Source organism: Streptomyces termitum (assembly GCF_014650175.1).
In the GTDB taxonomy this organism is placed as follows: Bacteria; Actinomycetota; Actinomycetes; order Streptomycetales; family Streptomycetaceae; genus Streptomyces; species Streptomyces termitum.
This window is the reverse complement of the sequence record NZ_BMUL01000003.1, coordinates 308886-329070: the sequence shown is the minus strand read 5'-3', so window position 1 is coordinate 329070 and position 20185 is coordinate 308886. Positions and strand designations below refer to the sequence as shown.

Sequence of the window (20185 nt, the reverse complement as noted above, 5' to 3'; positions counted from 1 at the left end):
GTACAGTCCATTTTCGGCCCTTTGCAGGGGTTGTGAAGGCGCTGCGACAGCCGGGCACACTGGACATCATGCGCACCGAAGCCGCCACCCTGCCCGGCGACCCCGCCCGTCCCAACGAGGACTGGGCCGCGACGGCCCTGCCCGCCTCGGGGGACGGGGGGACGCTCGTCCTGCTGGACGGTGTGACGCCGCCCCGGGGCGGGGACGGATGTGTGCACACGGTGCCGTGGTTCACCGCCCGGCTCGGCGGGGCTTTGACCGAACTGTCCGCTTCCCGGCGTGATCTGACGCTGTCCGAGATCCTCTCGTTGGCAATCCGGCGCACCGCGAAACTTCACGCGGACACTTGTGACCTTTCTCACGTGCGTACGCCTCAGGCGACCGTGGTCCTCGCGCGGTGGGGCGCGGCCGGGGTCGAGTACCTCGTCCTCTCCGACGCGGTGCTGCTGCTCCGGGCCCCCGGCGGCGGCGTCCGGGCGGTGCGGGACGACCGGCTGGACCGGGTCCCGGCCGAGGCGCTCCGCTCGCACGCGGCGGCGGACCGGCTGCGGAACAGGGAGGGCGGCTTCTTCACGGCGGCGGCCGACCCCGCGGTCGCGCGGCGGGCGGTGACCGGCACGGTGCCGGCCGCGGAGGTCCGGGCGCTGGCCGCGCTCACGGACGGGGCGGGGCGCTGGGTGGAGCGGTTCGGTGCGGGCGACTGGACCGACTGCGCGGACGTCCTGGAGCGGGAGGGCCCGGCGGGGCTGCTGCGGCGGGTGCGGGAGCTGGAGGCGGCGGACGCGGCGGCCGGGGGCGGGCGGCGCGGCAAGGTCCACGACGACGCGACGGCCGTGTACGTGGAGCCGTGACCCCGGCGGCCCGCCCCGGGGTCAGCCCTCGGAGCGCTGGTTGAAGTGGTTGAGGAGCCGGGCGAGTTCGGCGACCTCGGCGCGGTCCCAGTCGGCGAGCTTGCGGACGTACCGCTCCCGGCGGGCGTCGCGGACGTGCCGGAAGCGGGCCCGGCCCTCGTCGGTGAGGCGGACCAGCGAGGCGCGGCCGTCGGCCGGGTCGGGGTCGCGGGCGACCAGGCCGAGCTGTTCGAGGGCGCGCAGCTGGCGGCTCATGGTGGCCTTGCCGACGCCGATGTAGGCGGAGAGCTCGGTGGCGCGCTGCGGGCCGGCCCCGTCGAGCCGGACGAAGAGGCCGTACGCGGAGGACTCCAGCTCCGGGTGGACCTCGCGGGCCATCTCCCCGGACTGTGCCCGCGCCCGCCGCAGGAACACGGCGAGCTCCCGCTCCAGCGCGAGGAACTCCGGCTCGGCGGCCGGGGCGGCCCCGGGCGCGGCGGCTCGCGGACCGGAGGCCGTACCGGAAGTCGCGCCGGGGGCGGCGGCCTCCCCGGGGGCGGCCGTTCCCCCGCCCGTGGTGCCGTCTTCACCGGCCGTACCGCTGTGGCGCACGTCCGCACCTCCCGCGCGTGTTTCGTGGGCTGAAAGTTTCCCGCCGCGACGGGCATCGCCGCAGCTCTTTCAGTATTTCGCAGGAGTAGACCAACGGCGGCACCCGGCACCCCTTCCACCCGGTGGTCTACGTGCGTAGAGTCACCGCCGAGCACGAGACTGACATGTCCACACCATCCCCCCCACCCAGCCACGGGAGTCCCCCATGCGTGTGCACAGATCCGTCCCCACCGCCCTGCTCGCCGGCCTCGCCGCCACCGCCCTGGCGCTGCCCCTGGCCGGCCCGGCGGCCGCCGCCGACCCCGACGCCCGCGCCGCCGTCCCCGCGCGCGGCACCGCCCACATGGGCATGGGCGTCCTCCAGCACGACGGCCGGGGCCCGGCCGCCCCCGGCGGCACCTCCGCCCTCGCCGCCCAGACCGAGGGCGTCGACGTCGCCAGCCACCAGGGGAACGTCGCCTGGTCCACCCTCTGGAACAGCGGCGTCAAGTGGGCCTACGTCAAGGCGACGGAAGGCACCTACTACAAGAACACCTACTTCAACCAGCAGTACAGCGGCTCCTACGACGTCGGCATGATCCGGGGGACGTACCACTTCGCCACCCCGGACACCACGACCGGCGCCGCCCAGGCCGACTACTTCGTCAACAACGGCGGCGGCTGGTCCAAGGACGGCAAGACCCTGCCGGGCGTGCTCGACATCGAGTGGAACCCGTACGGCGCCAGCTGCTACGGCAAGTCCCAGGCCGGGATGGTCTCCTGGATCCGCGACTTCACCACCCGCTACAAGGCCCGCACCGGCCGCGACGCCGTCATCTACACCGCGACGAGCTGGTGGAAGGAGTGCACCGGCAACTACTCCGGCTTCGGCACCACCAACCCGCTGTGGATCGCGCGCTACGCCTCCGCCGTGGGCGAACTCCCCGCCGGATGGCCGTACTACACGATCTGGCAGTACACCTCGACCGGCCCGACGGTCGGCGACCACAACCACTTCAACGGCGACCTCTCGCGGGTCCGGGCGCTCGCGAACGGCTGACCCGGCGCCACCACGCCCGGCCCGTACGACCGGTCACCCCGGCCCGTGCGGCCGGTCACCCCGGCCCGTGCGGCCGGTCGCCCCGGCCCGTACGACCGGCGGCACCTCTCCCCCGACGGCGGTTCCAGGGATGCGGCGGCATCCCCGGAGCCGCCGTTCCACGTGGTCAGAGGCTTTTTCGGTGCCACCTCTTGCCCATTGGTATGGACCAATGCCAGTCTCTACCCCGGTCGCACGGAAGACAACTTCCGCGCCGCCCGCACGCGTTGCCCGCTCCGTCCCCCCACGCACCACGCACGAGAGAGAGCCCCCGCATGCCGTCCACCCGCCGTACCGCCGCCGGCGTCGCCGCCCTGTCCGCCGCCGCGGCCCTCGTCGGTCTCACCCCCACCACCGCCGCCGCCCACGGAGCCGTCTTCAACCCCGTGAGCCGCGTCGCCGCCTGTTACGCCGAGGGTCCCGAGGCCCCCAAGTCGCAGGTGTGCAAGGACCTCGTCGCCGACTCCGGCACCCAGCCGCTGTACGACTGGAACGAGGTCAACATCGCCAACGCCGACGGCAACCACAAGGCGCTCATCCCGGACGGCAAGCTCTGCTCGGCCAACCGCGAGAAGTACCGGGCCCTCGACTGGGCGCGCACCGACTGGCCCGCCACCGCCGTCCAGGCCGGCTCCTTCGACTTCAAGATCCGGGCCACCGCCGCCCACTCCGGCACGATGACGATGTACATCACCAAGGCCGGCTTCGACCCGACGCAGCCCCTGAAGTGGTCCGACCTCGACGCCTCCCCGGTCGCGGTCTACAACACCCCCCGCACCGCCACCGACGGCTACTACGCCTTCACCGGCAACCTCCCGGCCCGCGCCGGCCGCCACATCGTCTACATGGTGTGGCAGCGCAACGACAGCCCCGAGGCGTTCTACAGCTGCTCGGACGTCACCTTCGGCGCGGCGGCCGCCGCCCCCGCCGCCCTCAAGGCCCAGGCCCCCACCGAGGCCGAACTGGCCGCCGGCGCCGAGCTGTCCACCGTCAGCCACGCCGGCCACGGCGGCGACGAGCAGCCGCCGGCGCTCTCCGCCGAGACCGGCGAGGCCCCCGCCTCCCCGCTGCCGCTCGCCCTCGCGGGCGCGGGCGCCCTCGCCGTCTTCGGCGCGGGCAGCCTGCTCCTCGGCCGGCGCCGCGACTCCTCCGCCTCCTAGGAGACGGAGGCAGGCGGGAGGAGGCGGGCGGGGCGGGACCCCGCTCACCCCTCCGGCGGTCCCCAGGGAAACCCGCCCTCCTCCTCCCCGCCCCGCCCCCCGGAGTCCGCTCCGGGGGGCGATTTCGCGTCATGTGCGCGAGGACGGGTGGAAGCCGGGACGTTCGTGGACAGCCTTGGAGAAAGCTCTGTTCGAACGGCCGTCACGCACCACCGTCCGCCCGTTAAGGAGAGCGCTCCATGCGGAACCAGCAGCGGTGGGTCTACCACCGCGGGGAAGGGCTGCGCACGTTCGGGGTGGAGGAGGAACTCCTCCTGGTCGACCCCGAGACCGGACTCCCGCAGCCCCTCGCCGGCACCGTCACCGAGATCGCCGCCTGGCACGCCGACGCCGTGCCGCGCACCGGGGGACCTGAACCGGAACCGGCGAAGCCGGAGTTGTACTCCGAGCAGCTGGAGATCGGCACCTCCCCCTGCACCACCACGCCGCAGCTCGCCGACCAGCTGCGGCGGGCCCGGCGGGCCGCCTCGGCGGCGGCCGAGGAGGCCGGGGTCGCCGTCGCGGCCGTCGCGACCCCGGCCGTCGGCTTCGGCCCCCTGCTCAACCCCGCCGACCGGTACCAGCGCATCCACGCCCGCTACGCCCACCTCGTCGACGAGGAGTTCGCCTGCGCCTGCCACGTGCACGTGCACCTCTCCTCCCAGGACGAGGGGGTCGGCGTCCTCGACCGGATCCGGCCGTGGCTCGCCCCGCTCCTCGCGCTCAGCGCCAACTCCCCCTACTTCCAGGGCCGGGACACCGGTTACGCGAGCTGGCGCCACCAGCTCTGGCAGCGCTGGCCGATGTCCGGCCCCAGCGAGCTGTACGGGGACGTGGAGGCGTACGAGCGCACCACCCGGGAGATGCTCGCCAGCGACGTCCTGGTCGACGACCACATGGTCTACTTCGACGCCCGGCTCTCCCGCCGCTACCCCACGGTCGAGATCCGGGTCGGCGACGTCTGCCTCGACATCGAGGACACCGTCCTGCTGGCCGTGCTGAGCCGCGCCCTGGTCGAGACGGCCGCGCGGGAGTGGCGGCGGGGCCGGGTCCCCGATCCGGTCTCCACCGTGGTGCTCCGCCTGGCCGCCTGGCGGGCCAGCCGGTACGGGCTCGGCGGCGAACTGCTGCACCCCGGCAGCTGGCGGCCGGCCCCGGCGGGCGAGGTGCTGCACGCCCTGCTCTCCCACGTCGGGCCCGCCCTGGAGGAGTCCGGCGACCGGGAGCGCGCGGAGGCGGGCGTGGCCCGGCTGCTCGCGCGCGGCACCGGCGCGGACGCCCAGCGCGCGGCCCACGCGGGCGACGCCAGCCTCGCCTCGGTGATGGTGGAGGCGGTCCGGCGGACCACGCCGGTGTGACGCGCGGCGGAGGCCCCCGGCACGCGGGCGCGTGCCGGGGGCCTTCCGTCCGGCCGGGTCAGGCCGCCGCGGCGACCGGGACCTCCGCCGGGGCCAGGGCGATCTCCAGGACCTGGCGGACGTCGGTCACCGGGTGGACCTCCAGCTTCGCCAGGACCTCGGCCGGGACGTCGTCCAGGTCGGCCTCGTTCCGCTTGGGGATGACCACCGTGGTGATGCCCGCCCGGTGCGCGGCCAGCAGCTTCTGCTTGAGGCCGCCGATCGGCAGCACCCGGCCGGTGAGGGAGACCTCGCCGGTCATGGCCACGTCGGTGCGGACCGTCCGCCCGCTGAGCAGCGAGGCCAGCGCGGTCGTCATGGTGATGCCCGCGCTCGGGCCGTCCTTGGGGACCGCGCCCGCCGGGAAGTGGATGTGCACGCCCCGGTCCTTCAGGCCGGTGACGGGCAGCTCCAGCTCCGCGCCGTGCGAGCGGAGGAAGGAGAGCGCGATCCGCGCGGACTCCTTCATCACGTCGCCCAGCTGCCCGGTGAGGGTCAGCCCGGCGGCGCCGGTCTCCGGGTCGGCGAGGGACGCCTCCACGAAGAGGACGTCGCCGCCCGCGCCGGTGACCGCGAGGCCGGTGGCCACGCCGGGGACGGCGGTACGGCGCTCGGCCGGGTCCTGCGCGGACTCGGGCACGTGGTGCGGCCGGCCGATCAGCTCCCGCAGGTCGTCCGGGCCCACCGTGAACGGCAGCTCCCGGTCGCCCAGCTCGTGCTGGGCCGCGATCTTGCGGAGCAGCCGGGCGAGGGCCCGCTCCAGGGTGCGCACGCCCGCCTCGCGGGTGTACTCGCCGGCCAGCCTGCGCAGCGCCTCCTCGTCGAGGACCACCTCGCCGGCCTCCAGGCCGGAGCGCTCCAGCTGCCGGGGCAGCAGGTGGTCGCGGGCGATGACGACCTTCTCGTCCTCGGTGTAGCCGTCGAGGCGGACCAGCTCCATGCGGTCGAGCAGGGCCTCCGGGATGGCTTCGAGGACGTTGGCGGTGGCGAGGAAGACCACGTCGGAGAGGTCGAGCTCGACCTCCAGGTAGTGGTCGCGGAAGGTGTGGTTCTGCGCCGGGTCGAGGACTTCGAGGAGGGCGGCGGCGGGGTCGCCCCGGAAGTCGGAGCCGACCTTGTCGATCTCGTCGAGGAGGACGACCGGGTTCATGGAGCCGGCCTCCTTGATCGCGCGGACGATCCGGCCGGGCAGCGCGCCGACGTAGGTGCGCCGGTGGCCGCGGACCTCGGCCTCGTCGCGGACGCCGCCGAGGGCGACCCGGACGAACTTCCGGCCCATCGCGTGGGCGACGCTCTCGCCGAGGCTGGTCTTGCCGACGCCGGGCGGGCCGACGAGGGCGAGCACGGCGCCGCCGCGCCGCCCGCCGACGACCCCGAGGCCGCGCTCGGCGCGCCGCTTGCGGACCGCCAGGTACTCGGTGATGCGCTCCTTCACGTCCTCCAGGCCGGCGTGCTCGGCGTCGAGGACGGCCTTGGCGCCCTGGATGTCGTACCGGTCCTCGGTCCGCTCGTTCCACGGCAGTTCGAGGACGGTGTCGAGCCAGGTGCGGATCCAGGAGCCCTCGGGGGACTGGTCGCTGGACCGCTCCAGCTTCTCGACCTCCTTCAGGGCGGCCTCGCGGACCGTCTCCGGGAGGTCGGCGGCCTCGACGCGGGCCCGGTAGTCGTCGGACTCCTCGCCGTCCTTCTCGCCGTTCAGCTCGCGCAGTTCCTTGCGTACGGCTTCGAGCTGGCGGCGGAGCAGGAACTCGCGCTGCTGCTTGTCGACGCCCTCCTGGACGTCCTTGGCGATGGTCTCGGCGACGTCCTGCTCGGCGAGGTGCTCGCGGAGCTGGGCGGTGGCGAGCCTCAGCCGGGCGACCGGGTCGGCCGTCTCCAGGAGGGCGACCTTCTGCTCGACGGTGAGGAAGGGCGAGTACCCGGAGTTGTCGGCGAGGGCGCCGACGGCCTCGATCTGCTGGACGCGGTCCACGACCTGCCAGGCGCCGCGCTTGCGCAGCCAGCTGGTGGCGAGCGCCTTGTACTCCTTGACCAGCTCGGTCACGGCGCCGGGCAGGGGGTCGGGCACGGTCTCCTCGACGGTGGTCCCCTCCACCCACAGCGCCCCGCCGGGCCCGGTCGTCCCGGCCCCGATCCTGACCCGTCCGACGCCCCGGATGAGCGCGCCCGGGTCCCCGTCGGACAGCCGTCCGACCTGCTCGACGGTCCCGAGCACACCGGTCCCGGCGTACGTCCCGTCGACCCGCGGCACCAGCAGCACCCGCGGCTTCCCGCTCCGCGCGGCGGCCTGCGCGGCCTCCACGGCGGCCCGCACCTCGGCGTCGGACAGGTCCAGCGGCACCACCATCCCGGGCAGCACGACCTCGTCGTCGAGCGGCAGCACAGGCAGCGTCAGCGGCACGGACGGCTTGGACTCAGAAGCCATGATCTCCCCTTCGGCAGTCAAGTTGAGCTATGCCGACTCAATGCATGTGAGCCCACGAATGTTCCCCGAGCGCTGTTCGCTCTGAGCGATCACTCCGGGGGCGCTCTGCGCGACCTGTCCTGGTGAATCCCCCGCGCGGGGCTTTCCGGCGCGTTCCGGCCACGGCGGGGGCGGCGGGCGGGCATGCTCGGCCCATGGACGCTGCTGTGGAGTACGGGACCGGGCGCGGGCGGGTGTGGGGGGCGGTGCTGCCCGGGGTGGTGGCGGCGCTCGTCCTGGGGGTCGGCGGCTGCGCGGCCGCCGACGGTCCGGCCGCCCCGGCGCCCGGCACGAGCGGAACGGGCGCGGACACCGGCGCGACGGCGGAGCCGCGCGCCGCGGCCGCGCTCGTCGAGGTGGCGGTGAGCGGCGGGTTCGCCGGGGTGGACAACCGGCTCGCCGTGGCCGAGGACGGCTCCTGGACCAGCCGGTCCCGGAGCGGGGAGGTCCGCACGGGGCGGATGACCGCCGGGGAGCTGGCCGCGCTCCGGGCCGCCCTGGAGGACCCCGCCTACGCGCGCGTGCCGGAGGAACCGTCCGGCCGGACCGTCGCCGACGGGTTCCGCTACACGGTGACGTACCACGACCGCGCGGTCGTCGCCGGTGACGACGGACGCCCCGCCGCCCTCCAGCGCGTCTTCGACGCCCTCCCCGGCGGCGGCCCGCCGACCGCCCCCTAGTCCCTGCCCGGAAAGCGCCGCCGGGCACGCGCGCGTGGAGGCCGCCCTCGGGCCGCGCCCGGAGAGCGCCGCCGGGCTACGCGCGCGGTGGCCGCCCCTCGGGCCGCGCCCGGGGACGCGCGTGCCGTCCACCTCCTGAACCGCGCCCTGGGACGCGCGCCTGCCGACCGCCTCCGGGGCCGCGCCCGGAGAAGGCCGCCCGGCACGCGCGTGTGGTGGCCGGATGCGGTCGGCGCGCGGGGGCTTTCCCGTAACACGTTTGCCCGGCTCCCTCCGGGTCAGGAGGATGGCCGGGCCGGACCGTGTCCGCGCGCGGAGCCCGTATCGCGTTCCGCGCGGCGGGCGGGGCGGCGAAGCAGACGAGCGAACGAAGACACGGAGTGATGCGGAAGTGAGCACGACCGGCCCCGTCACCCTCGACCGCCGCGAGGGTCCGTACGGAGAAGTCGTCCTGCGCCGCCGGGAGACCGGGGGCCGTACCGACTACGAGATCATCGCCAACGGCACCTTCCTGATGGACACCTCCGACGGCCGCTCGGAGCGGCTGCTGGTGGACGCGGCGATGGACGCGCTGCCGGAGCCGGCCAGGGCCGGCGCCGCCGTGCTGATCGGCGGGCTCGGCGTCGGCTTCTCCCTCGCCCACGCGGCCGCCGACCCCCGCTGGTCGCGGATCGCCGTCGCGGAGCGTGAGGAGGCCATCATCGAGTGGCACCGGGCCGGGCCGCTCGCCGCGGTCTCCGGGCGCGCCCTCGCCGACGAGCGGACCGTGATCCTGCACACGGACCTGGTGGAGTACCTGGCGACCTCCGCCGACACCTACGACGCCCTGTGCCTGGACATCGACAACGGGCCCGACTGGACCGTCACCGAGGACAACGGATCCCTTTACGGGGCAAGCGGTCTGGCGTCCTGCGCGGCCCGGCTGAAACCCGGCGGCGTGCTCGCCGTGTGGTCCGCCCGACCGTCCGGCGATTTCGAAAGGTCCTTGCGGAATGCCGGATTCAGCGGGGTACGGACGGAAGAGGTCGCCGTTGCCCGGGGCGTCCCCGACGTGGTCCACCTCGGCATCCGGCCTGCGTAGCCGGGACGCCGCCGGTACCTCTAGGCTGCCGTACCGACATCGGCGACGCGAGGCGGGGCAATGGAGCAGACACACACCACTCACCACGGTGCGGCGGCCACTCCGGGGGCCCAGCGGCGCGTGCTGGTCGTCGAGGACGACGCGACCATCGTGGAGGCCGTCTCGGCCCGGCTGCGGGCCGAGGGCTTCCTCGTCCAGACGGCCACCGACGGCCCGGCGGCCGTCGAGGCGGCCGAGGCGTGGCAGCCGGACCTGATGGTCCTGGACGTGATGCTGCCCGGCTTCGACGGCCTGGAGGTGTGCCGCCGGGTGCAGGCGCGGCGCCCGGTGCCGGTGCTGATGCTGACCGCGCGGGACGACGAGACCGACATGCTGGTCGGGCTCGGCGTCGGCGCCGACGACTACATGACGAAGCCGTTCTCCATGCGCGAGCTGGCCGCCCGGGTGCACGTGCTGCTGCGCCGGGTCGAGCGGGCCGCGCTCGCCGCCGCCACCCCGCGCAGCGGCATCCTGCGCCTCGGCGAGCTGGAGATCGACCACGCGCAGCGCCGGGTGCGGGTGCGGGCCGAGGACGTGCACCTGACGCCGACCGAGTTCGACCTGCTGGTCTGCCTGGCCGGCAGCCCGCGCGCGGTGCTCTCCCGCGAGCAGCTGCTCGCCGAGGTCTGGGACTGGGCCGACGCCTCGGGCACCCGGACCGTGGACTCCCACATCAAGGCGCTGCGCCGGAAGATCGGCGCCGAGCGGATCCGTACGGTGCACGGGGTCGGGTACGCGCTGGAGACCCCGGCGCCGTGAACCGGCCGGAGCGGCGCGCCGGAGGGCCCCGGCACCGGATCGTGATCTCCATCAAGACCAAGCTGGGCGCCCTGGTGGTGGGCGCGGTGCTGCTCACCTCCGGCCTGGCCCTGGTGGCGATCCGCACCTCCACCGAGTTCCGGTACATCACCGTCTTCGCGATGATCGCGACGCTGCTGATCACCCAGTTCGTGGCGCAGTCGCTGACGGCGCCGCTCGACGAGATGAACACGGTGGCGGGGTCGATCTCGCGCGGCGACTTCTCGAACCGGGTCGGGGGCGCCGGCCGGCGCGACGAGCTGGGCGACCTGGCCACGACGATCAACCGCATGGCGGACGACCTGGAGGCGGTCGACCGGCACCGCAAGGAGCTGGTGGCGAACGTCTCCCACGAGCTGCGCACCCCGATCGCGGCGCTGCGCGCGGTGCTGGAGAACGTGGTGGACGGGGTCTCCGAGGCCGATCCGGAGACGATGCGCTCGGCGCTGAAGCAGACCGAGCGGCTGGGCCGGCTGGTGGAGACCCTGCTGGACCTGTCCCGTCTGGACAACGGTGTCGTGGAGTTGCGGGCCCGCCGCTTCGAGGTGTGGCCGTACCTGTCGGGGGTGCTGCGGGAGGCGAACCTGGCGGCGGCCCAGCGCGGGCTGCCCTCGACCTCGGGCCTGCACCGGCGCACCGACGTCCACCTGCACCTGGACGTGCAGCCGTCCGACCTGACGGCCCACGCGGACATGGAGCGGCTGCACCAGGTGATGGCGAACCTGATCGACAACGCGGTGAAGCACTCGCCGCCGCACGGCCGGGTGACGGTGCGGGCGCGGCGCGGCCCGTACCCGGAGTCGCTGGAGCTGGTCGTCGAGGACGAGGGGCCGGGGATCCCGGAGGCGGAGCGGGACCGGGTCTTCGAGCGGTTCAACCGGGGCCGGACGCCGGACCGGCGGGGGCCGGGGAGCGACGGCGGGACCGGTCTGGGGCTGGCGATCGCGCGCTGGGCGGTGGGTCTGCACGGTGGCGGGATCGGCGTGGCCGAATCCTCACGCGGATGCCGGATCAGAGTCACCCTTCCGGGCAGTCTTCCTCCGCGCGATTGACGTAGGGTTCGAACCGGAAGCCCATGTTCTGCGTGAACACGCACAGGACGTGGTCAGGGTGCGGCCGAAGAGGGCCGTAGCCGGGCTTTTACGTACCCTGGCACGACCGGAACCCCGCTTGTTTCCCGCCATTCACGGCGCCGAAACACCCCGTCAAGTGTGACTTGCGCGACGTTGGTAGCGCCCCGCCTGCACGTCCCGCCCGGACAGGCGTAGCCTTTATTTCCGCTGTCCATCACCTTGCGAAGCGGAAGAGGGCGGTTGCCGCCGTGTCGTCTCAGTCCCCCAGTACCCCGAGCTCCCCGGCCGACCAAGACGGGCGTGGCGTGAGCCCCGCAGCCGCCTTCGGCGCCAATGAGTGGCTCGTCGACGAGATCTACCAGCAGTACCTCCAGGACCCGAATTCGGTCGATCGTGCCTGGTGGGACTTCTTCGCCGACTACAAGCCGGGTGCGGCGGAGACCCCGTCCGCACCGGCCGCCACCACCACGGCCGCGCCGGCGGCGCAGCAGGCGGGCCCCGCACAGGCCGCGCCTGCCGCCCCTGCCGCCGTCCCGGCCCCGGCCGCCGCCCCTGCTCCGGCCGCTCCGGCCCCGGCGAAGCCCGCCGCGGCCGCTCCGGCCGCCGTGAAGCCGGCCCCGGCCGCCGCTCCGGCGAAGCCGGCCGCCGCCCCGGCCACCGAGGCCCCCGCCGGCCCCGAGCTGGTCACGCTGCGCGGTCCCGCCGCCGCGGTCGCGAAGAACATGAACGCCTCCCTGGAGGTGCCGACGGCCACGTCCGTCCGCGCCGTCCCGGTGAAGCTGCTCTTCGACAACCGGATCGTCATCAACAACCACCTGAAGCGCGCCCGGGGCGGGAAGATCTCCTTCACCCACCTCATCGGCTACGCGATGGTGCAGGCGATCAAGGCCATGCCGTCGATGAACCACTCCTTCGCGGAGAAGGACGGCAAGCCGACCCTGGTCAAGCCGGAGCACATCAACTTCGGCCTCGCGATCGACCTGGTGAAGCCGAACGGCGACCGCCAGCTCGTCGTCGCGGGCATCAAGAAGGCCGAGACGCTCAACTTCTTCGAGTTCTGGCAGGCGTACGAGGACATCGTCAAGCGCGCCCGCGTGGGCAAGCTGACGATGGAGGACTTCTCCGGCGTCACCGTCTCCCTGACCAACCCCGGCGGCCTCGGCACGGTCCACTCCGTGCCGCGTCTGATGCCCGGGCAGTCGGTCATCATGGGCGTCGGCTCGATGGACTACCCGGCCGAGTTCCAGGGCACCTCCCAGGACACCCTGAACAAGCTGGGCATCTCGAAGGTCATGACCCTGACCTCGACCTACGACCACCGGGTCATCCAGGGCGCCGCCTCCGGCGAGTTCCTGCGGATCGTCGCCAACCTCCTCCTCGGCGAGGGCGGCTTCTACGACGACATCTTCAAGTCGCTGCGCATCCCCTACGAGCCGGTCCGCTGGCTCAAGGACATCGACGCCTCGCACGACGACGACGTCACCAAGGCCGCGCGCGTCTTCGAGCTCATCCACTCCTACCGGGTCCGCGGCCACGTCATGGCCGACACCGACCCGCTGGAGTACAAGCAGCGCAAGCACCCCGACCTGGACATCACCGAGCACGGCCTCACCCTGTGGGACCTGGAGCGGGAGTTCGCGGTCGGCGGCTTCGCCGGCAAGTCGATGATGAAGCTCCGCGACATCCTCGGCGTCCTGCGCGACTCGTACTGCCGCACCACCGGCATCGAGTTCATGCACATCCAGGACCCGAAGCAGCGCAAGTGGATCCAGGACCGCGTCGAGCGTCCCCACGCGCGCGTGGAGCGCGAGGAGCAGCTCCGCATCCTGCGCCGCCTGAACTCCGCCGAGGCGTTCGAGACCTTCCTGCAGACGAAGTACGTCGGCCAGAAGCGCTTCTCCCTGGAGGGCGGCGAGTCCGTCATCCCGCTGCTCGACGCGGTCATCGACTCCGCCGCCGAGTCCCGCCTGGACGAGGTCGTCATCGGCATGGCCCACCGCGGCCGTCTGAACGTCCTCGCCAACATCGTCGGCAAGTCGTACGCGCAGATCTTCCGCGAGTTCGAGGGCAACCTCGACCCGAAGTCGATGCACGGCTCCGGCGACGTCAAGTACCACCTGGGCGCCGAGGGCACCTTCACCGGTCTCGACGGCGAGCAGATCAAGGTCTCCCTGGTCGCCAACCCCTCCCACCTGGAGGCGGTCGACCCGGTCCTGGAGGGCGTCGTCCGCGCCAAGCAGGACGTCGTCAACAAGGGCGGCACGGACTTCACCGTCCTGCCGGTGGCCCTGCACGGCGACGCGGCCTTCGCGGGCCAGGGCGTGGTGGCCGAGACCCTGAACATGTCGCAGCTGCGCGGCTACCGCACCGGCGGCACGGTCCACATCGTCATCAACAACCAGGTCGGCTTCACCGCCGCCCCGGAGGCGTCGCGCTCCTCGATGTACGCCACCGACGTGGCCCGCATGATCGAGGCGCCGATCTTCCACGTGAACGGCGACGACCCGGAGGCCGTGGTCCGCGTCGCGCGGCTCGCCTTCGAGTTCCGCCAGACGTTCAACAAGGACGTCGTGATCGACCTCATCTGCTACCGCCGCCGCGGTCACAACGAGGGCGACAACCCCTCGTTCACCAACCCGCAGATGTACAACCTGATCGACAAGAAGCGCTCGGTGCGCAAGCTCTACACCGAGTCGCTCATCGGTCGCGGCGACATCACCCTGGAAGAGGCCGAGCAGTCGCTCCAGGACTTCCAGGGCCAGCTGGAGAAGGTCTTCGCGGAGGTCCGCGAGGCCACCTCCGCCCCGGCCGCCACGCACGTCCCGGACGCGCAGGCCGCCTTCCCGGTCCCGGTCACCACCGCGGTCTCCCAGGAGGTCGTGAAGCGGATCGCCGAGTCGCAGGTCAACATCCCCGAGCGGATCACGGTCCACCCGCGTCTGCTGCCGCAGATGCAGCGCCGCGCCGCCTCGATCGACGACGGCACCATCGACTGGGGCTTCGGCGAGACCCTCGCCATCGGCTCCCTGCTGATGGAGGGCACCCCGGTCCGCCTGTCGGGCCAGGACTCCCGCCGCGGCACCTTCGGCCAGCGCCACGCGGTCCTGGTCGACCAGGAGACCGGCGAGGACTACACCCCGCTGCTCTACCTGACCGACGAGCAGGCCCACTACAACGTCTACGACTCGATGCTCAGCGAGTACGCGGCGATGGGCTTCGAGTACGGCTACTCGCTGGCCCGCCCGGACTCGCTGGTCGTCTGGGAGGCCCAGTTCGGCGACTTCGTCAACGGCGCGCAGACCGTCGTCGACGAGTTCATCTCCTCCGCCGAGCAGAAGTGGGGCCAGACCTCCGGCGTCACCCTGCTCCTGCCGCACGGCTACGAGGGCCAGGGCCCGGACCACTCGTCCGCGCGCCCGGAGCGCTTCCTCCAGATGTGCGCCCAGGACAACATGACGGTCGCCATGCCGACGCTGCCGTCGAACTACTTCCACCTGCTGCGCTGGCAGGTCCACAACCCGCACCACAAGCCGCTCATCGTCTTCACCCCGAAGTCGATGCTGCGCCTGAAGGCCGCGGCGTCCAAGGTGGAGGAGTTCACCACCGGCGGCTTCCGCCCGGTCATCGGCGACGACTCGGTCGACCCGGCCGGCGTCCGCAAGGTCGTCTTCTGCGCCGGCAAGGTCTACTACGACCTGGAGGCCGAGCGGCAGAAGCGCGGCGACAAGGAGACCGCGATCATCCGTCTGGAGCGCCTGTACCCGCTGCCGGGTGCCGAGCTCCAGGCCGAGATCGCCAAGTACCCGAACGCCGCGAAGTACATCTGGGCGCAGGAGGAGCCGGCGAACCAGGGTGCGTGGCCGTTCATCGCGCTCAACCTGATCGACCACCTGGACCTGGCGGTCGGCGCGGACATCCCGGCGGGCGAGCGCCTGCGCCGGATCTCCCGCCCGCACTCCTCGTCCCCGGCGGTCGGCTCGGCCAAGCGCCACCAGGCCGAGCAGCAGCAGCTGGTCGACGAGGTCTTCGACGCCTGATCCCGGCACCGCGTGCGGAGGCCCGGCACCCTTCGGGGTGCCGGGCCTCCGGCGTGTCCGGGCGGGCCCGTCGCGGGCCTATCCTGGGTGCCATGTACTTCACGGACCGTGGCATCGAGGAACTGGAGAAGCGGCGCGGCGAGGAGGAGGTCACCTTCGAGTGGCTGGCCGAGCAGCTGCGGACCTTCGTCGACCTGAACCCCGACTTCGAGGTGCCGGTCGAGCGCCTCGCGACCTGGCTGGCCCGTCTCGACGACGAGGACGACGACGAGTAGGCCCCCGTTCCGGTACGTGACGGACGCCCCCTTCCGCGCGGGAGGGGGCGTTCGCCGTGTCCGGGCTCCTCAGGACGCGCGGAGGCGGTCGTAGGCGAGGCCGAGGGCGCCGTGGGCGACGAGGAGGGCGCCCGCCGCGCTCCAGCCGCCGCTGCGCCGGCCGATGCCCCAGAGCAGCAGGGGCACGCCCGCGGCGAGCTGTACGCCGCTGAGCAGGCGGGCCCGGGGGCCGCGCAGGTACGGGCCGAGGGGGCCCTCCTCCACGACGTCGAGCTCGGCGCGGACGGTGGCCTTCCAGCCGAGCCGGTCGAGCTGCTCGGCGTCAGCGTCGAGGGCGGCCTCGCGGAGCCGGCCGGGGGCCGTGCCGGGGTCGATGCCCGGGGGCAGGTCGAGGCCGGTGCGGGCGAGGACGGCGACGAGGCCGAGGAGGCGGGTGGCGGCGTCGGCCTCCGGGTCGGGGCGGGTGAGCGGTTCCAGGGCCTGCACGTCGAGGACGGGGTCGAGGCCGAGGCGTTCGGCGAAGGTCCGTACGGCTTCGTCCTCGCCGGCCGGGGTGCCGTCGGTGAGCCAGGTGTAGCCGACGGGGCGGCGGAAGCCCGAGGCGAGGGTGAGGCCGGCGCGGCCGGTGTCCCACCAGAGGGCGAGGACGGGCCAGCCGGCGGCGGAGACGGCGAGGGCGGTGGCCCAGCCGGTGACGACCCGTTCGACCGGCTCCCCGTCCTCCTGCCAGGGCCTGCCCTCCGGTACGAGGACGCTCCAGCCGGCCCCGGCGGGGGCGAGGAGCAGCCGCTCCCGCAGGAGGAGGGCGGGCGGCCGGACCGCCGTCGGTTCGGCCCGGCACAGCAGCAGCGCCCCGGCGGGGCTCGGTCCGGATGTCGCGTTCATGGCCCCTACGCTAGGGCAGTTCGTCCGCTTAAGGGGTTGTTTGCCCCTCCCCTGTCAGGGTCGAGTCAGGGATGAGTCGGGGTTGACGCGACCCCACCGCGATATATCGTGAATTCCGAAGTCGCGATATGTTGCGTCGCGGCGTACTCCGAGGGGAAACGGGAGGCAGCACCATGACCCAGTGGTCCGTCACCGAGCCGGTGAAGCTCGCGCCCACCGAGCCCGTGACACGGCTGCGCGTCCGCGTCGTGGGCGGCGCGGTGAACGTGGTGGGCACCGACGAGAGCACCGCGCGGGTGGACATCGCGGAGATCGAGGGCCCGCCGCTGATCGTCTCCCAGGAGGGGTCGACGCTGACGGTCACCTACGAGGACCTGCACTGGAAGGGCGTCCTCAAGTGGCTCGACCACCGCTCCCACAAGCGGCGGGCGGTCGTCTCGGTGGCCGTCCCGGCCGGGGCCGAGGTCGAGGTCGGCGCGGTCACCGCGGAGACGGTGGTCTCCGGGATCCGGGGCCGTACCGAGGTGCGCGGGGTGACCGGCTCCACCACGCTCGTGGGGCTCTCCGGGCCGGTCCGCGCCGAGAGCGTCTCGGGCGCCCTGGAGGCCCAGTCGGTGACGGGGGCGCTGCGGGTGAACTCGGTGACCGGGGACGTCACGGTGATCGAGGGCTCCGGTTCCGCGGTGCGGGCGGAGACGGTCAGCGGGGACATGGTCCTCGACCTGGACCCGGCCCCGGCCGAGGCGCCGCCCGCGGACATCCGGCTCACCAGCGTCTCCGGCGAGGTCGCCATCCGGCTGCCGCACCCGGCGGACGCCCGGGTGGAGGCGAGCACCGCCAGCGGCGCGGTGTCGAACGCCTTCGAGGACCTGCGGGTGGGCGGCGACTGGGGCACCAAGTCGATCACCGGGACTCTCGGCGCGGGCCGGGGCACCCTCCGGGCGACGACGGTCTCCGGTTCGATCGCGCTGCTGCGCCGCCCGGAGCCCGCCGAGGACCCGGAGGCCCCGCCCGCCGGCCCCGCCGACCCCACCGCCCCCGCGTCCGGAAAGGTGCTCTGATCATGGCTCCCGTCTTCGCCCACGGCCGGCTCCGCCTCTACCTGCTGAAGCTGCTCGACGAGGCCCCCCGCCACGGCTACGAGGTGATCCGCCTCCTGGAGGAGCGGTTCCAGGGGCTGTACGCGCCCTCGGCCGGGACGGTCTACCCCCGGCTGGCCAAGCTGGAGGCCGAGGGCCTGGTCACCCACACCAGCGAGGGCGGCCGGAAGGTCTACGCCCTCACCGACGCGGGCCGGGCCGAGGTGGCCGGCCGCGCGGCCGAACTCGACGCGCTGGAGCGGGAGATCCGCGATTCGGTGGCGGAGCTGGCCGCCGAGATCCGGGACGACGTACGGGGCGCGGCCGGCCGGGTCCGCAGCGAGATGCGGGCGGCGGCGAGCCGGGCCCGGACGGCGGAGGCCGGGTCCTTCCCCGACCCCAAGGAGGAGCTGCGCAAGGCCAGGAAGGAGTGGAAGGAGCAGGCCCGGAGGGCGAAGGAGGAGGCCCGCTCGGCGAAGCTCCAGGCGAAGGAGTTCCAGCGGATCGCCCAGCAGGTGCAGGACGAGGTGCAGCACCGCTTCGCGAAGGGCGAGTGGCCGCAGACCGTCTGGGAGGGGCTGTCGGGGATCACCGCCCAGCTGGGCGACCTCGTCTCGGGCACCACCCACCCCAAGGCCCGCGCCGCCGCGGGCGCCGACCCCACCGCCGACCCGGCCGCCGACCCGGCATCCGGCCCGGCGGCCGATCCTGGCGCAGGCCCGGCTACCGGGCCCGGCGCCGGCTCCGGCGCGGGTCCGATCGCCGGTTCCGCCGCCCCGCGGGACGCGTCCGCGTCCGGGGGCGTGTCCGGCCGGAGTTCCGAGGAGCCGCCCGTCGGGGACGAACCGCCCGCGTGGGCGCGGGAGTCGGCGGGGTCGGGCGAGCCGGCCCGGGACCTGGACCGGCTGCTCGACCGCTTCCGGGACGAGATCCGGGACGCGGCCCGCGACCACGGGGTGACGGAGGACCAGCTCACCGAGGTGCGGCGGCACCTGGGCGCGGCGGCGGCCCGGGTCGGCCGGATCCTGGCCCCGCGCGCGGACGCCTGAGCACGGGCGCCCGCGCGCGGGGGCCCCGGGCGGCCGGGCGGCCGGTGCCTTCGTCCGCGGCTCGGGCGCCCGCGCTCGCGGGGCCCCGGGTCAGGGGCGGGCGGTGCCGGTCCGGGTCGCGGTGACCGTGACCCGGGTGTGCGGGGCGGCGACGACCCGGACCCGGCCGTCGCGGTCGCGCAGGACGGCGGCCCCGCGGGCCGACACCTTCCAGTCGCCGCGCGGCAGCACCAGCTCGGTGGTCCGGGAGCCGCGCGGGCCGGCCGCGTCGTACTCCAGCCGGTAGACGCCGGTGCGGGGGTCGTAGGCGGTGGAGCGGACCCGGCCGGCGACGGCCTGGGCGTACGGTTCGGCGGTCAGCTCCTTGTTGGCGCGGAAGGCGCCCTTCTCGTCGACGGCGCAGTAGCCGCCGCCGTAGCACCAGACGTAGCCGGCCCAGCCGGAGGTGTAGCGGCCGAGGGAGGCCATGGCCTCGCGGTAGAAGCGGTTCATGTTCGGCAGGGAGTTGTTGAGCGGGCCCCACTCCCCCACCACCACGGGGACCTTGTACCGCTTGGGGTAGAGGGTGACGGCCTGCTCGTAGCTCTCGATCCAGCCGGCGGCGGGGTCGTAGTCGGCGCCGGCCTCCATGCCGGTGTTGTAGAAGTGCGGGGCGTAGACGATCTTCGGGTCGTCGATCCGGCCGAGTCCGGTGGGGACGCCCTCGCCGACGATGGGGGTCGGCTCGACGAAGATCCAGGCGTCCCGGTCGACCTCGCGGATCGCGTCGGCGATCCGGTTGTACATCGGGGTGAGCTGTTCGCGCTCGATCCGGCGGGCGGCGGTGGGCAGGTCCTCGCCCTCGCGGAGTTCGCCCATGGGCTCGTTGACGGGGTCGTAGCCGAGCAGGGCCGGGTGGCCTTCGAAGCGCGCGGCGAGCACCTGCCACATGCGGGCCTGGGCGCGGCGGAGGTCGGGGTCCTCGTAGAGGTGGGTGAAGGCGCGCTGGACGGCGGGCTCGAAGTACTCGGAGAACCAGTCGCCGGGGCGGGGGGTGAAGGGGAGGCCGTCGGTGCGGGTGGCCCAGGCGGGGATGCCCCGGTGGCCGAAGGCGGGGCCGAAGACGTCCTGGTGGGCGTCGAGGAGCACCTTGACGTCGTACTTCTCGGCCCAGTCCAGGATGCGGCCGATCTTCCGCAGGTAGCTCTGGCTGTAGGCGCCGGGGCGGGGTTCGAGGTCGTCCCAGAAGACGAGGAGGCGGGCGAAGTTGTAGCCCTGGGCCCGCATGTCGCGGAAGTGCTTCTCCGTGACGGCGGAGAGGGCGGCGTCGCCGCGGTTGCCCTTGTCCTCGACGTTCCAGCCGCGGAGGGTGAGGACCCGGCCGCGGGAGTCGGTGAGGTCGGGGATGCCGTCGGCGCCGACCGGGGCGGCGGGGCCGCCGGCGCGGGCGTGGGCCGGGGCGGCGGCCCCGGGGGCGGGGGGTGCGGCGGCCGGCCGCGCGGTGGCGGCGGTCGGGGCGAGGAGGGCGGCGGCGAGGGCGCCCGCCGTGAGGGTGGTGCGCAGCAAGGGGGACCTCCGGCACGAGAAGTGAGCGATGTTCATCTTTTCGCTGTGCCGGAGATCCCATCAG

General features: G+C 73.9%; 16 protein-coding genes. 12 read left to right on the top strand and 4 right to left on the bottom strand.

Annotated features, from left to right (window positions below; translation table 11 throughout):
- Positions 1-68: 68 nt before the first annotated feature.
- Positions 69-851, top strand: coding sequence for a hypothetical protein (locus tag IE219_RS07645; protein WP_189975791.1), 783 nt, complete (start codon positions 69-71; stop codon positions 849-851).
- Between the two features lie 21 nt (positions 852-872).
- On the opposite strand, the gene IE219_RS07640 is transcribed toward IE219_RS07645, so the two are convergent.
- Positions 873-1442 (bottom strand): MarR family winged helix-turn-helix transcriptional regulator, encoded by a 570-nt coding sequence (locus IE219_RS07640; protein ID WP_229849642.1) that lies wholly within the window; start codon positions 1440-1442, stop codon positions 873-875.
- Positions 1443-1647: 205 nt separating this feature from the next.
- Between IE219_RS07640 and IE219_RS07635 the strand changes: the two genes are divergently transcribed.
- The 3 genes from IE219_RS07635 to IE219_RS07625 all read left to right on the top strand — a co-directional run bounded on the left by IE219_RS07635 (position 1648) and on the right by IE219_RS07625 (position 5077).
- Positions 1648-2481, top strand: coding sequence for a lysozyme (locus IE219_RS07635; RefSeq protein ID WP_189975790.1), 834 nt, complete (start codon positions 1648-1650; stop codon positions 2479-2481).
- Between the two features lie 314 nt (positions 2482-2795).
- Positions 2796-3680, top strand: a complete 885-nt coding sequence (locus IE219_RS07630) for a lytic polysaccharide monooxygenase auxiliary activity family 9 protein (RefSeq protein ID WP_189975789.1) — start codon at positions 2796-2798, stop codon at positions 3678-3680.
- 239 nt (positions 3681-3919) lie between these two features.
- On the top strand, positions 3920-5077 hold the full coding sequence (locus IE219_RS07625; protein WP_189975788.1) for a carboxylate-amine ligase: 1158 nt from the start codon (positions 3920-3922) through the stop codon (positions 5075-5077).
- 58 nt (positions 5078-5135) lie between these two features.
- On the opposite strand, the gene lon is transcribed toward IE219_RS07625, so the two are convergent.
- Positions 5136-7541 (bottom strand): endopeptidase La, encoded by a 2406-nt coding sequence (lon, locus tag IE219_RS07620; RefSeq protein ID WP_189975787.1) that lies wholly within the window; start codon positions 7539-7541, stop codon positions 5136-5138.
- Positions 7542-7735: 194 nt separating this feature from the next.
- Here lon and IE219_RS07615 point away from each other — a divergent pair, with 194 nt between their 5' ends.
- The 6 genes from IE219_RS07615 (at position 7736) to IE219_RS07590 (ending at position 15563) form a co-directional block, all read left to right on the top strand.
- Positions 7736-8260, top strand: a complete 525-nt coding sequence (locus IE219_RS07615; RefSeq protein WP_189975786.1) for a hypothetical protein — start codon at positions 7736-7738, stop codon at positions 8258-8260.
- A gap of 391 nt (positions 8261-8651) precedes the next feature.
- Positions 8652-9341 (top strand): spermidine synthase family protein, encoded by a 690-nt coding sequence (locus tag IE219_RS07610; RefSeq protein ID WP_189975785.1) that lies wholly within the window; start codon positions 8652-8654, stop codon positions 9339-9341.
- A 60-nt stretch (positions 9342-9401) separates the two neighbouring features.
- Positions 9402-10139, top strand: a complete 738-nt coding sequence (locus IE219_RS07605; RefSeq protein WP_189975784.1) for a response regulator transcription factor — start codon at positions 9402-9404, stop codon at positions 10137-10139.
- The gene (locus IE219_RS07600) at positions 10136-11230 is read left to right on the top strand and encodes a sensor histidine kinase (RefSeq protein ID WP_189975783.1); all 1095 of its coding nucleotides are present in this window, start codon (positions 10136-10138) and stop codon (positions 11228-11230) included. The genes IE219_RS07605 and IE219_RS07600 overlap by 4 nt, the downstream gene beginning before the upstream one ends.
- Positions 11231-11499: 269 nt before the next feature.
- The gene (locus IE219_RS07595) at positions 11500-15288 is read left to right on the top strand and encodes a multifunctional oxoglutarate decarboxylase/oxoglutarate dehydrogenase thiamine pyrophosphate-binding subunit/dihydrolipoyllysine-residue succinyltransferase subunit (protein ID WP_189975782.1); all 3789 of its coding nucleotides are present in this window, start codon (positions 11500-11502) and stop codon (positions 15286-15288) included.
- A 92-nt stretch (positions 15289-15380) separates the two neighbouring features.
- On the top strand, positions 15381-15563 hold the full coding sequence (locus IE219_RS07590) for a DUF6104 family protein (protein ID WP_019075209.1): 183 nt from the start codon (positions 15381-15383) through the stop codon (positions 15561-15563).
- A gap of 69 nt (positions 15564-15632) precedes the next feature.
- Here the strand turns inward: IE219_RS07590 and IE219_RS07585 are convergent, their stop codons facing one another.
- The gene (locus IE219_RS07585) at positions 15633-16448 is read right to left on the bottom strand and encodes a hypothetical protein (RefSeq protein ID WP_189975781.1); all 816 of its coding nucleotides are present in this window, start codon (positions 16446-16448) and stop codon (positions 15633-15635) included.
- A 173-nt stretch (positions 16449-16621) separates the two neighbouring features.
- On the opposite strand from IE219_RS07585, the gene IE219_RS07580 reads away from it, so the two are divergent.
- Together IE219_RS07580 and IE219_RS07575 are read left to right on the top strand one after the other, a co-directional pair.
- Complete coding sequence (locus IE219_RS07580) at positions 16622-17509, top strand: DUF4097 family beta strand repeat-containing protein (RefSeq protein WP_189975780.1); 888 nt, start codon at positions 16622-16624, stop codon at positions 17507-17509.
- A gap of 2 nt (positions 17510-17511) precedes the next feature.
- Positions 17512-18576, top strand: a complete 1065-nt coding sequence (locus tag IE219_RS07575) for a PadR family transcriptional regulator (RefSeq protein WP_189975779.1) — start codon at positions 17512-17514, stop codon at positions 18574-18576.
- Between the two features lie 90 nt (positions 18577-18666).
- On the opposite strand, the gene IE219_RS07570 is transcribed toward IE219_RS07575, so the two are convergent.
- A complete protein-coding gene (locus tag IE219_RS07570; protein ID WP_229849641.1) occupies positions 18667-20157 on the bottom strand; it encodes a cellulase family glycosylhydrolase in 1491 nt (496 codons plus the stop codon).
- Positions 20158-20185: the final 28 nt, after the last annotated feature.